The sequence below is a fragment of the Flavobacterium sp. genome, assembly GCF_046073885.1.
Taxonomy (GTDB): domain Bacteria; phylum Bacteroidota; class Bacteroidia; order Flavobacteriales; family Flavobacteriaceae; genus Flavobacterium.
Genome location: NZ_JBJTND010000039.1, coordinates 1 through 13,343 on the forward strand (window position 1 = coordinate 1; position 13,343 = coordinate 13,343).

General features: G+C 33.7%; 13 protein-coding genes and 1 other RNA gene. 6 read left to right on the top strand and 8 right to left on the bottom strand.

From position 1 onward, the window contains the following. Positions 1-886, bottom strand: an 886-nt coding sequence (locus tag ACKOWY_RS05170) for an aminotransferase class V-fold PLP-dependent enzyme (protein WP_408940377.1), incomplete at its 3' end; no start/stop codon positions are given. A 77-nt stretch (positions 887-963) separates the two neighbouring features. On the opposite strand from ACKOWY_RS05170, the gene ACKOWY_RS05175 reads away from it, so the two are divergent. Continuing rightward, positions 964-2,529, top strand: coding sequence for a protein adenylyltransferase SelO (locus ACKOWY_RS05175; RefSeq protein ID WP_408940378.1), 1,566 nt, complete (start codon positions 964-966; stop codon positions 2,527-2,529). Between the two features lie 3 nt (positions 2,530-2,532). Here the strand turns inward: ACKOWY_RS05175 and glmM are convergent, their stop codons facing one another. Next, entirely contained in the window at positions 2,533-3,933 is a 1,401-nt protein-coding gene (glmM, locus tag ACKOWY_RS05180; protein WP_408940379.1) for a phosphoglucosamine mutase, read from the bottom strand. A 148-nt stretch (positions 3,934-4,081) separates the two neighbouring features. On the opposite strand from glmM, the gene mnmE reads away from it, so the two are divergent. After that, positions 4,082-5,482 carry a tRNA uridine-5-carboxymethylaminomethyl(34) synthesis GTPase MnmE gene (mnmE, locus tag ACKOWY_RS05185; protein ID WP_408940380.1) on the top strand — a complete coding sequence of 467 codons (1,401 nt, stop codon included), beginning with the start codon at positions 4,082-4,084 and terminating at the stop codon, positions 5,480-5,482. Between the two features lie 52 nt (positions 5,483-5,534). Then, positions 5,535-6,944, top strand: a complete 1,410-nt coding sequence (locus tag ACKOWY_RS05190; RefSeq protein ID WP_408940381.1) for a TlpA family protein disulfide reductase — start codon at positions 5,535-5,537, stop codon at positions 6,942-6,944. Positions 6,945-7,054: 110 nt separating this feature from the next. Here the strand turns inward: ACKOWY_RS05190 and fsa are convergent, their stop codons facing one another. The 4 genes from fsa to ffs form a co-directional block, all read right to left on the bottom strand. Further along, a complete protein-coding gene (fsa, locus tag ACKOWY_RS05195) occupies positions 7,055-7,711 on the bottom strand; it encodes a fructose-6-phosphate aldolase (protein ID WP_408940382.1) in 657 nt (218 codons plus the stop codon). Positions 7,712-7,821: 110 nt separating this feature from the next. Then, positions 7,822-8,625, bottom strand: a complete 804-nt coding sequence (locus tag ACKOWY_RS05200) for an SDR family oxidoreductase (RefSeq protein WP_408940383.1) — start codon at positions 8,623-8,625, stop codon at positions 7,822-7,824. Positions 8,626-8,676: 51 nt separating this feature from the next. Continuing rightward, positions 8,677-9,045 (bottom strand): VOC family protein, encoded by a 369-nt coding sequence (locus ACKOWY_RS05205; protein ID WP_408940384.1) that lies wholly within the window; start codon positions 9,043-9,045, stop codon positions 8,677-8,679. A 116-nt stretch (positions 9,046-9,161) separates the two neighbouring features. Continuing rightward, an RNA gene (gene ffs / locus ACKOWY_RS05210) (signal recognition particle sRNA small type) lies at positions 9,162-9,259 on the bottom strand. Positions 9,260-9,346: 87 nt separating this feature from the next. Between ffs and ACKOWY_RS05215 the strand changes: the two genes are divergently transcribed. Both ACKOWY_RS05215 and ACKOWY_RS05220 read left to right on the top strand, forming a co-directional pair. Then, positions 9,347-10,396, top strand: a complete 1,050-nt coding sequence (locus ACKOWY_RS05215; RefSeq protein ID WP_408940385.1) for a glutaminyl-peptide cyclotransferase — start codon at positions 9,347-9,349, stop codon at positions 10,394-10,396. A gap of 5 nt (positions 10,397-10,401) precedes the next feature. Beyond that, the gene (locus tag ACKOWY_RS05220; RefSeq protein WP_408940386.1) at positions 10,402-10,653 is read left to right on the top strand and encodes a hypothetical protein; all 252 of its coding nucleotides are present in this window, start codon (positions 10,402-10,404) and stop codon (positions 10,651-10,653) included. Positions 10,654-10,682: 29 nt separating this feature from the next. Here ACKOWY_RS05220 and ACKOWY_RS05225 read toward each other — a convergent pair whose 3' ends face one another. Continuing rightward, positions 10,683-11,408, bottom strand: coding sequence for a bacteriorhodopsin-like (locus ACKOWY_RS05225; RefSeq protein WP_408940387.1), 726 nt, complete (start codon positions 11,406-11,408; stop codon positions 10,683-10,685). A 122-nt stretch (positions 11,409-11,530) separates the two neighbouring features. Here ACKOWY_RS05225 and ACKOWY_RS05230 point away from each other — a divergent pair, with 122 nt between their 5' ends. Continuing rightward, complete coding sequence (locus tag ACKOWY_RS05230) at positions 11,531-12,415, top strand: Brp/Blh family beta-carotene 15,15'-dioxygenase (protein ID WP_408940388.1); 885 nt, start codon at positions 11,531-11,533, stop codon at positions 12,413-12,415. Between the two features lie 56 nt (positions 12,416-12,471). On the opposite strand, the gene ACKOWY_RS05235 is transcribed toward ACKOWY_RS05230, so the two are convergent. Continuing rightward, positions 12,472-13,343, bottom strand: an 872-nt coding sequence (locus tag ACKOWY_RS05235; protein ID WP_408940389.1) for an Hsp70 family protein, incomplete at its 5' end; no start/stop codon positions are given.

Genomic DNA, 13,343 nt, shown 5'->3' on the forward strand with positions numbered 1-13,343 from the left:
TGTGCTCTCCCCAAGGATTGGTCCAACTTACGGTACCCCCACCAGGACAATCAGGCACGCTATTTTTGTATAAATTTTTATTAAAAATCAATACACCTGAAGTTCCAGGTCCACCAAGAAATTTATGAGGTGAAAAGAAAATAGCATCCAAATAACTTTCTGGATCTTGAGGATGCATATCAATAGCAACGTACGGCCCCGAACAAGCAAAATCGACAAAGCAAACACCGTTATTTTGATGCATTAATTTAGCCACTTCATGGTAAGGCGTTTTAATTCCGGTTACATTAGAGCATGAAGTAATACTTGCAATTTTAAAATTTCGATCTTGGTATTTAACCAGTAGTGCTTTTAGATTGTCAATACAAAACAACCCCTTTTCGTCTGCTGGAATTATCACAACATCGGCCATAGTTTCCAACCAAGAGGTTTGATTGGAATGGTGTTCCATATGCGAAACAAAAACAATTGGCTTTAATTCCGCTGGAATTGAAGTATATTCTCTTAAATTCTCAGGAATTTTCAAACCTAAAATACGCTGAAACTTATTCACTACACCGGTCATTCCGGTGCCCGTATTGATTAACACATCATCATTTGTAGCATTTACATGCTTTTTTATAATGTGTTTTGCCTCATGATATGCCATGGTCATGGCCGTTCCTGAAACAGTGGTTTCGGTATGTGTATTTGCAACGAATGGCCCAAATTCATTCATCATTTTCTCTTCAATAGGGCGATACAAACGACCACTTGCAGTCCAATCAGTATAAATAATTTTCTTCTTCCCAAAAGGAGATTCAAATTCTTGATCAATCCCGATGATGTTCTTACGGAATTGTTCAAAATATATTTCTAATTCGGTTTTGGTTTGGGTGGTAATCATTGCTATTTATTTGAGTTCAAATATACTACTATTAATTATTTTTTTATTATATTTGAAATACAACCTATAAAAATAAGATGCATTTACAAATAGAAAATAATTTTTCGAACTCCTTACCTGCCGATACAATTGAAACGAACGAAACGAGGCAGGTATTTAATGCATGTTTTTCCTATGTAAATCCGAGAATTCCTTCCAATCCGAAACTAATTCATGCTTCAAAAGAAGTCGCAAAATTATTGGATATTTCTAACGAAGAAGTAGCTAGTGAGGCCTTTTTAAATTTTTTTTCAGGTAAGGAATTAATTCCAAATTCCAGACCGTATTCGATGAATTATGCCGGACACCAATTTGGAAATTGGGCAGGACAATTAGGAGATGGAAGGGCAATTATTTTAGCAGAAATAAAAGCCAAAAATGCAATTTATGCACTTCAATTAAAAGGCGCCGGAAGCACGCCATACTCCCGTAGAGGAGACGGATTAGCCGTTTTACGATCTTCAATTAGAGAACATTTATGTAGTGAGGCAATGTTTCATTTGGGTGTACCTACTACCCGATCACTTTCTTTGGTGGTAACCGGTGACCCCGTTTTAAGAGACATGCTCTACGATGGAAATCCCGAACATGAAAAAGGAGCCGTTGTCTGTAGAGTTGCACCTTCTTTTATTCGTTTTGGAAATTTCGAATTGTTTGCCGCTCATAATGATATTAAAACGTTACAGCAACTAACTGATTTTACGATTGATAATTATTATCCTGAAATAACTTCTACAGGTGCAACTAAATATTTAGATTTCTTTAAAGCTGTTGCAGATAAAACCTGCGAAATGATTGTGCATTGGCAACGCGTTGGTTTTGTTCATGGTGTTATGAATACCGACAACATGTCCATATTAGGTCTAACAATAGATTACGGTCCGTATGGATGGCTGGAAGATTACAATTTCAATTGGACCCCAAACACCACCGATAGCGAACACCGCAGGTACCGTTTTGAAAACCAACCGAGTATTGCACAATGGAATTTATATCATTTGGCGAATGCCTTATATCCTTTAATTAAAGAGGCTAAGCCCCTGGAAAAAATACTTGCTGATTTTAAAAAGAGTTATGATTTCAAATATGTTCAAATGATGAAGTCTAAATTAGGTTTGCAAGTTGAACACAAGGATGATGAAAAATTAATTTCCAGTCTTGAAAAAGTAATGCAATTATCTGAAACTGATATGACTTTGTTTTTTCGAGAATTAGGTCGGGTGAAAAAAGACGCTACAGCCGGAAATGCTCTTGCAACTATAAACGAAGCATTTTATAAACCCGAAGAAATAAAAAAAGACATTATAAAATCTTGGGGACGTTGGTTTGAAAAATACTTAACTCGATTGAATACTGAACTAATTTCGGATGCCGATCGAAAAGCAGCAATGGATTTGGTTAACCCAAAGTATGTATTACGCAATTACATGGCGCAACAAGCTATAGATGCAGCAAACGGAGAAGACTATTCTATTTTGAATGAATTACACGAATTATTAAAAAACCCGTATTCCGAACAACCTGAATACTCAAAGTGGTACGCCAAAAGACCCGATTGGGCTAGAGACAAAATAGGATGTTCGAAATTATCGTGCAGTTCCTAATTCTTAAATTCCGGCAACTGCTTTGATTTCATCAATAATTCGATTTGCCAATGCATCAGCAGCAGCCTGAGTTGGAGCTTCCGTATAAATTCTAATGATTGGCTCGGTGTTCGATTTTCTTAAATGCACCCATTCGGAAGCAAAATCAATTTTAACTCCGTCAATAGTTGCTATATCTTCGTTTTTATATTTTTCGGTCATAGCAACTAAAATAGCATCCACATCAATTTGAGGTGTTAATTCGATTTTGTTTTTGCTCATATAATACTGCGGATAACTCGCTCTTAATTCAGCCACAGACACATCCAAATTAGCCAAATGAGTTAGGAATAAAGCTACGCCTACAAGGCTATCTCTTCCGTAATGAGACTCTGGATAAATGATTCCGCCGTTTCCTTCTCCTCCAATAATCGCATTAGTTTGCTTCATTAAAGCAACCACATTCACCTCACCAACAGCACTCGCCTGGTAGTTTCCTTGGTGTTTATTGGTTATATCACGCAAAGCACGCGAAGAAGACATATTTGAAACCGTATTTCCAGGAGTTTTACTCAATACATAATCGGCGCAAGCCACCAAAGTATATTCTTCGCCAAACATTTCACCATCATTTGAAATAAAAGCTAATCGATCAACATCAGGATCGACTACAATTCCGAAATCGGCTTTTTCTTCTACAACCAATTTACAAATAGCACCCAAATGCTCTTTTAATGGCTCTGGATTGTGAGGAAAATGTCCGTTTGGTTCGCAATATAATTTAACACATTCTACACCCATTTGCTCCAACAACTTCGGGATAATGATTCCACCTGAAGAATTCACACCATCAACCACCACTTTAAATTTTCTTTTAGCTACTGCATCAGCATCAACTAAAGGTAAATTCAAAACTTCATCGATATGAATATCCATATAAGCATCGTTAGAAATAACTTCTCCTAACGAATCCACATCAACAAAATCAAAAGCTTCGGCCTCAGCAATCTCTAATATGCGTTCGCCGTCTTTTCCACTTAAAAACTCCCCTTTTGCATTTAATAATTTTAAAGCATTCCATTGTTTCGGATTGTGCGAAGCAGTTAAAATTATTCCGCCATCTGCTTTCTCAAGAGGCACAGCAATCTCAACTGTTGGTGTTGTAGACAAACCTAAATCAATAACATCAATACCCAATCCAACCAAGGTGTTAATCACCAAATTATGAATCATAGGCCCCGAAATTCGAGCATCGCGACCAATAACTACCTGAAGTTTTCTTCCGTTTTCTAAGTTACCAGCACCTTCTTTTAAGAAAGTTCCGTATGCCGAAGCAAATTTTACTGCATCAACAGGAGTCAGGTTGTCTCCAACTTGACCGCCAATAGTTCCACGAATTCCAGATATTGATTTTATTAATGTCATTGGTATATATTAAATGATTAAAAGGAAAAATTATAACGCAAATATAATCATTCTACTTTTTATGTAAAAGCAAATTAGCGTATCAATTAGGGGTAAAAAATCTAGTAATCGAAAATATAAAAATGATACCTTTGCAAAAAAATCGACCATGTTAGATCAAAAAACTATTGTTGCTTTAGCTACACCATCCGGAGCGGGTGCTGTGGCAATCATTCGTATGTCGGGGGAAGCAGCAATTCGCATCGCATCGGAAGTTTTTCAATCGGTTTCAGGTAAAGACATTACAACCCAAAAAACCCATACAATTCATTTAGGTACGATTGCAGACGAAAATAAAACCTACGATCAAGTTTTACTTTCGTTATTCAAAAACCCAAATTCTTACACTGGCGAGAATGTAGTTGAAATATCCTGCCATGGCTCTACTTATATTCAACAACAAATTATTCAGTTGTTACTTCGAAAAGGCTGTCGTATGGCACAACCGGGCGAGTTTACGCTTAGAGCTTTTTTAAATGGAAAACTCGATTTGTCTCAGGCAGAAGCCGTAGCCGATTTAATATCCTCCGATAATGAGGCTTCGCATCAAATTGCCATGCAACAAATGCGGGGTGGTTTTAGTAGCGAAATTGCAAAATTGAGAGCCGAATTATTAAATTTTGCTTCCTTAATTGAACTTGAATTGGACTTTTCTGAGGAAGATGTTGAATTTGCTGATCGCACCCAGTTTAAAGAGTTATTGCACCGAATTGAATTTGTATTAAAGCGATTAATCGATTCGTTTGCTGTTGGAAATGTTATAAAAAACGGAATTCCGGTTGCCATAATTGGAGAACCTAATGTGGGTAAATCAACTTTATTGAATGCGCTTTTAAATGAAGAGCGGGCCATTGTATCCGAAATTGCTGGAACTACACGAGACACTATTGAAGACGAACTGGTAATTGGAGGTATAGGTTTCCGATTTATTGATACCGCAGGAATACGGGAAACCAAAGATGAAATTGAAAGCATCGGAATTAAGAAAACCTTTGAGAAAATCGAACAAGCACAAGTAGTTTTGTATTTATTTGAAAGTTTAAAGTTTAAAGCTTCAGGTTCGGAATACCTTACCGAAATTGAAAAAGTAAAAAATAAATACCCTTTAAAACCGCTTATAGTTGTTGTAAATAAAACCGATTTAATTTCGGAAGAAGAAAAAGAAACACTTCAAAAATTACTTGAAAATTTAGAAGTAAAAACAATTTTCTTGAGTGCGAAGAACAAAACTGGAATTGAAGAATTAAAAAACCAATTACTAGCTTTTGTAAATACTGGAGCACTTCGAAATAACGAAACAATAGTCACAAATACAAGGCATTATGATTCATTACTTAAAGCCTTAGAGGAAATACAAAAAGTCAGCTTTAGTTTACAAGCAAACGTGCCTTCAGATCTTATTGCAATTGATATTCGACAAGCATTGTATTACTTTGGAGAGATTACAGGTGAAGTCACAAATGACGAGTTGTTGGGCAATATTTTTGCCAATTTCTGTATCGGAAAGTAATTTAACTATTGATTAACAATAAAATTAAAACCATCTAAATACATTTGTTTAGATGAAAGCCTACCCATTCTACAAAATAATAGCACTAACTGTTCTGGTTATCTCCGGATTTACTTCTTGTAAGAAGGAATTTTCGGGAGAAGATTATGCAGCCTACTTTGGAGGAGAAGTTTCTAATCCAACAAGTAATTATGTGCTTTTTTGCAAGAATAATGTGGTATTGGATTCGATTCCTTTAAATACGGATAATACTTTCTTTAAAAAATTTGATTCGCTAGCTCCTGGCATGTACACTTTTAAGATAGAGCCAGAATACCAATACGTTTATTTCGATAAAAACGACAGCATTAAAGTGCATGTAGATTCGAAAGATTTTGATGGATCCGTTAATTTTTGTGGTCGTGGCGATCAAAAAAACAACTTTTTAATGGAAATGTATTTGAGAAACGAAAAAGACAAAAACAATATGTTTGACGTTTTTGATTACAATTGCAACCGTTTCAATCAATACATCAATAAAACCAATTCGGATAATCTAAAATACTACAACACCAAGAAAGAAGAAATCAAATGGAATGATGCTTTTGATGTGTATGCCAAAGGGATTGTAAATTTTCCGCATTATACCAAAAAAGAGATTTACCCAATGATTCACGAAATGCGAACTGGTGAAGATATCACTTCGCAACTTCCAAAAGATTATTATGCTTTTAGAAAAAATATAGATTTCAGTAACGAAGCATTAACTGAATTTTCTCCTTTTGTGATGTACATCGACCACATGCTTAATAATGTAGGATCAATTCATTACCACAATCATTTTTCGGAATTGGATTTGGCTCTAAAAACCAACATCAACAAATTAAATATTGCTGATACATTAATAAAAAATGAGCGCGTTAGAAATATGGTTTTAAACAATATTGCATTAAAGTATTTATTGGAAGACCAAAACATGGTTAACAACCAGGAGTTTTTAAAAACCTACCATAAGTTTTCTACTGATAACAGCAAAAAGAATGAGGTTTTAAAAATTGGAAATGCCATTCAACTTCTTAATGTGGGTAAGAAACTGCCAACCGTTAACTTAGTTTCTCGAGATGGAAAAACTACTACTTCTGATGCGGTGATTACTAAAAATTCGGTGGTTTTCTTTTGGACTGAAAAACTCACCTCTCACCTACTTGCTGCTCATAAAAAAGTACTCGCCCTTAAAGCAAAATACCCTAATTATAATTTTATAGCCATCAATCTGGATTCCGATACAAATAAATGGAAAGAACTATTGCCTAAATATAAATTTGATGGCATTACCGAATTGCATTGTGCTAATTTTGATGACATCAAAAATAAATGGGCCATTACCAAAGTACACCGAACCCTTATTATTAATGCCGATAAAACCATAAAAAATGGTTTTACCAACTTGTTTGATGTGCATTTTGAAGAAGATTTGAAATAGGACTTATGATCTTTGTTTTAAGGTGTTGGTATCTTAAATAAAATTATTTTTACATAAAAAAAGCGACTTTCAAATGAAAATCGCTTTAAGTAGGAAGTGTAAATTTGGGTTTATTTATTTCCTTTTTCGAAATCAGCGATAAATTGAGCCAATCCAATATCAGTAAGTGGGTGTTTCAATAACCCTAAAATTGCAGATAATGGTCCTGTCATTACATCGGCACCAATTTTAGCACAGTTTACAATATGCATGGTATGGCGCACAGAGGCAGCAAGAATTTGAGTTTCGTAACCATAATTGTCATAGATTTCTCTAATTTCTTGAATCAAGTTCAATCCATCGGTAGAAATATCATCCAATCGACCAACAAAAGGAGAAACAAAAGTAGCGCCCGCTTTTGCAGCTAATAACGCTTGCCCACAAGAAAAAACTAAAGTTACATTAGTTTTGATTCCTTTGTCCGAAAAGTATTTACAAGCTTTAATTCCGTCTTTTGTCATCGGAATTTTTACTACAATTTGATCGTGTAAATCAGCCAACTCCTCACCTTCTTTAATCATTCCTTCATAATCGGTAGCATTTACTTCGGCACTTACTTCACCATCAACGATGTTGCAAATGTCAACGTAATGCTTTAAGATGTTGTTTTTTCCGGTTATTCCTTCTTTTGCCATTAATGAAGGATTGGTAGTAACTCCATCAAGAATCCCAAGAGCTTGCGCTTCTTTAATATCATTTAAATTGGCTGTGTCAATAAAAAATTTCATAGTTTATTAATTATATGTAGTTGTGTTTATGTGGCAAAATTACGAATTCAATTTCAATTTTCAATTTATTAGGAATGCTTCTTAAAAATAATTTTTCTAGCTCTAGGCTATTAAATTTTATAATGATTCATCAACATTTTCTCGTATACCTTATCGGGAAGAATTCGTTTCAAAACGATGGAGAATTTTTGCATAAAAGCCCCAATTTTATAATGTCCTTTAGGGTTTGATGTTTGAATGATTTTATAAATTGCTTCTGCCATTTCATTCGGATTTTTACCACTATCAACATGTTCGTTCATCATTTGAAGCGTTGTGCCATACGGGATTTCATAATCAGAACCTTTAATTAATGGTGCGTGAAATCTTCCGGCAGCAATATTAGTTGCAAAATCTCCTGGAGCCACATTGGTAATATGAATTCCGAAGGATTTAACTTCCATTCGAAGCGCTTCAGTGATAAGCTCTAAAGCACCTTTAGAAGCAGAGTAAATTCCACGATACGGCAATCCCATATAACCTGCTATGGATGTGATATTGATAATCAAACCTGATTTTTGCGAACGCATGGTAGGCAAAACGGCTTTCATCACTTCGATTGGACCAAACAAATTGGTTTCAAAATTGTTTTTTATTTCTTCAGTTGGAATTTCCTCTATGGGACCTGTTATCCCAACACCCGCATTATTAATCACTACATCAACCCTACCCGATTTTTGAATTACTTCAATAATTGCTTTTTGAATGCTTTCTTTATTCCGAACATCAACAGCCAACAATGGAAATAAAGAATCGCTAATTCGCTCCGGATTTCTACTGGTGCCGTATACCGTATAACCTTTAAAGTGCAAGAAATCACCTATCGATTTTCCAATTCCTGAAGATGCTCCGGTAATAAATACTACTTTACTCATTTTTAATAGATTGAAGTTAGAAGTTTGAAGATAATTTTACTATTGTATTATTTACTTTCGAATTATATCTTGTCCAAACTGAATCATATAATTGTTATTATCATAAATTGCAAACTCACGCATATCCCAATCAAAATCTTCAATTTCGTAAGCAATTTTGACACTGTCTTTTATTTGATTCCAAAGTGCATCTACATCATCAGTTTTAATATAAAAAGTACCCGAAAAATAGGGTCTATCAAATGGAGTGTGCACATTAGGTTTGGCAATCATTATTTCACAATCATCTTTGTGAATTGCTGCCCAGCCCCAATTTTCATTGTAGTTTCCGCAGATAAAACCTAAAACATTACAGTAAAAATCAACTGTTTCATTCAGTTCTTTTGTCCAAATCATGGGTACTATTGGCTGAAATTTCATTTTGTATAATTTTAAAGTATAAAGATAAAAACTATATTTAATAATTATTGTTTTTAAGTAAAAAGAAACTCAGAAGTAGTTATAAAAAAAAATCCGAACCAAGTTCGGAAATAAAAAAATGGCAAGCGACCTACATCGCACCGCTCAACCACATACCTTTGCTATGTTCCCATCCTGGAGGATTTTGCAGGAGCTGGTCGTGTAGGACTTGCCGATGCAAAGATACAATCTTTTTATCTTTTTGCAAGAATTTAACATCTTAAATAATACATTTGTATTTCGAAAATTCAATCTTTATATAATGAAAAATTATAACGTATTAAAATTCATTTTATTAGCATCTTTTATGGCTGTAAGTTGCAAAGTTGCCGATACAGAAGAAAGCTATTTTAGTTTTAACGAAGCGGTATTGAAAGCACAATACACTCCAAAAGAATCCGTTAAACTTAGCATTATTGATAGTGCTAATAAAAAGATTGATAGTATTGTTTACTCAATTAACAATTTAAGAGTTGGATCGGTAGTTGGAAAAAAAGAATTAACCTTCCCGCTGAAAGATCAGAAATTGGGATACCAAAATTTAAAAGCCAGCGTATATTTTGAAGGAAAAACTGAAACCGATTCTACTCGAATTGAAGTAGTTTCTGATTTTGCACCAAAAGTTTTAACTTATACAATAGTAAACACCTACCCTCACGACATCAATTCGTATACTGAAGGTTTGGAATTTTACAAAGACACTTTATATGAAAGTGTTGGCCAATATGGCACTTCTCGATTGTTAAAAACCGATTATAAAACTGGAAAAATTCTTAAAAGTTTAAAATTAGAGGATAAGTATTTTGGAGAAGGGTTGACTATATTAAATGATAAAATTTATTTATTAACCTATAAGGAGCATATCGGATTTATTTACGATGCAAAGACTTGGAAACTAGAATCAACTTTTGTTTTTGACAAACCGGAAGGTTGGGGAATGACAAATGACGGAAAAAACATCTACTTTAATGATAGTTCCGAAAAAATCTGGACTATGGATCCGTCAACACAAAAAACAATTGATAACATAAATGTATATTCTGAAAACAATAAGATTAAAGAAGTTAACGAAATGGAATGGGTTGACGGAAAAATATACAGCAACATTTACCTTAAGAAAGCGATTGTAATCATCAACCCAAAAAATGGTGCAGTTGAAGCCATGCTTGATATGTCGGGATTAGAAAAGAAAATCACTCAGCTTCCGGATACGGATGTATTAAACGGAATTGCCTACAACCCAAAAACCAAAACCTTTTTTGTAACTGGTAAAAATTGGGATAAAATGTTTGAAATTAGAATAAATCAATAAGTTTGATGGCAACAAAAAACAATATAGTTCCAAAGCATTGCCAGGAGAATTGGTTGGAATTATCTGCTGATGAAAAAATTCGTTTTTGCACCTTGTGTCAAAAGAATTTATTTGAAGTTGATGTAAACCAAATAAGTGAATCTAATCATTTGTGCGAGCGTTATCAAGCGAATTTCGAATCCAGAAAACAAACTAAAACAGAAAAAATACTTCGCAGAATTTCAAAGTATTTAATAAAAAAAAGCCAGACTAATTAGTCTGGCTTTTAATTTATCTATAAAAGAAATTAGTCTTTTTGAGATTGTTGCGCTAAGTTGTAAATAACTAAACCAAATCCGATTTTGTTAATTGCATCAGCAATGTTGTAAGCTACATCTACACTTCCTTTTCCGATGATGCTAGTGTACCATCCGTCTGTACCTAACATGTATCCTAAAGGATAAATAGCCCATCCTACTAATACGAACCAGCATAAGATTTTGTGAGCAGATAATACATTTCCACCTGCTGTTTGAGCAATTTTAGAAGCTTCACCTAACCAAATTTCATAAACAATTACGAAATAAGCGATACCTGAAATTAATCCCCATAACCATGCGTTTGGACGATCGATAGTTTCACCTGCATATCCAGTAACTAACATTACTAAAGATAAGATGATCATTTTCCACATTAATGATTGTTTTGCACCTGCAACTTTTAAGATTAGGTAAAACTCAACACACATTAATGGCACTGTTAAAGTCCAGTCTACATAACGAAAGAAAGTTGGCGACTCTTGGAAAGCAGTCCAATAATCTCTCATGTAAAAATAGTGTACTGCAGCAATAAAGGTAATTAAACCTGAAACCAGTACAGAAACGCGCCACTTTTTATCAAATTGGTTTAGTGATAAAAAGAAAAAAGCTGAAGCAGCCATCATAGCCATACAGCCAATAAAAAACGTAAATCCTACATAGTCAGTAGGCAACAATTTGGAAACCATTCCAGGGATAAGCATAAAATTTGTCATAATAATTGGTTTTTAATTAGTTAATAATTAGTTTTGTTTAAACAAACTTATAAAATATTAAACAATATAAAAACATTTTGTTTAATTTTTTTTATAAAATTTTAAACAAAATATAATTTTTTATGGGAAAATTTTCAAATATCTCAATCGTAGCAAGCTTCTTTGGACTTTGGATCGTTTCATTTTTTTCAAGTAAAATTCAAATAATTTTAGGATTTTTATTGATTTTTAGCTTTGGAATCTTACATGGAGCGAATGATTTGCTTCTAATTTATAAAAATAATAGCACAAAAAAGACACCTGATTTTATTAAATCGCTGATAAACTATGTTTTAGTAATTATTTTATGCGCACTATTATTTTATTTAATTCCTTGGCTTACACTTTTGCTATTTATTATAGTTAGTGCCTATCATTTTGGAGAACAACAATGGAAAGAATTAATCAACAATTATCCTAAATGGATTTGGAATACTATTTTCTTAACTTATGGGATGTTTATATTTTCGTTGTTATTTCTTTTTCATGCACAAGAAGTAGAAAACATTGTTTATGAAATAACTAATGTTAAAATTTCTAAATCATTAATTCCACTCCTATTTAATGTTGTTGGAATAACATTTATTGTAACGTTAAGTTTATCCTATTATATATATGAAAGCCTAAGAAGAAAAATTTTAACTGAATTATTCTACTTGCTAGTATTTGCAATTATTTTTAAAGCATCCAGTTTGATTTGGGGATTTGCGCTCTACTTTATATTATGGCACAGTATACCATCAATAATAGAACAAATGAATTTTTTATATGGAAAATTATCAATTCAAAATTTTATGAGTTATTGTAAATCGGCTGCATTGTATTGGTTTATTTCAATAGTAGGAATAATTTTACTCTACTTATTATTAAAAGACAAAGAACTATTTAATGCCATCTTTTTCTCGTTTTTAGCAGCAATTACATTTCCACACGTAGTAGTGATTACTAAAATTTTTAATAGAAAATAAATAAATAAAAAAGCCAGACAATTGTCTGGCTTTTTTTTCAATACTTAAGAATATTCTTATTTTACTTCTTCAAAATCTACATCTTGTGTATTATCACCTTGTGCTTCTTGAGAAGGAGCTTCTTGTGCTTGACCTTGGTCACCACCTTGAGCATACATTGCCTCAGTAGCAGTTTTCCAAGCTGCATTCACATTATCTAATCCTTTTTGAATTGCTTCCAAATCTTGAGATTGGTGTGCCATTCTTAATTCGGTTAAAGCATATTCGATTGCTGTTTTGTGCTCGTCTGATAATTTATCCCCAAGTTCTTTCAATTGAGACTCAGTTTGGAAGATCATGCTATCCGCTTCATTTAATTTTTCAGCTTTTTCTTTAGCGATACGATCACTTTCAGCATTCATTTCTGCATCTTTCTTCATTTTTTCGATTTCTTCTGCAGTTAAACCTGAAGAAGCTTCAATACGAATATCATGCGATTTTCCTGTTCCTTTATCAGTAGCAGAAACTTTAATGATACCATTAGCATCAATATCAAAAGTAACTTCAATTTGAGGAACTCCTCTTGGTGCTGGTGGAATTCCATCTAAATGGAAACGACCAATTGTTTTATTATCTGCCGCCATGGTTCTAGCTCCTTGCAATACATGAATTTCAACTGATGGTTGAGAATCTGCTGCCGTAGAGAACACTTGCGATTTTTTTGTTGGAATAGTAGTATTTGATTCGATAAGTGTAGTCATTACTCCACCCATTGTTTCAATACCTAATGATAATGGCGTAACGTCTAATAATAATACGTCTTTCACATCACCAGAAAGTACACCTCCTTGAATAGCAGCTCCAATTGCCACAACTTCATCTGGATTAACTCCTTTAGAAGCTTTTTTACCAAAGAATTTTTCAACTTCGTCAGCAATTCTTGGCATTC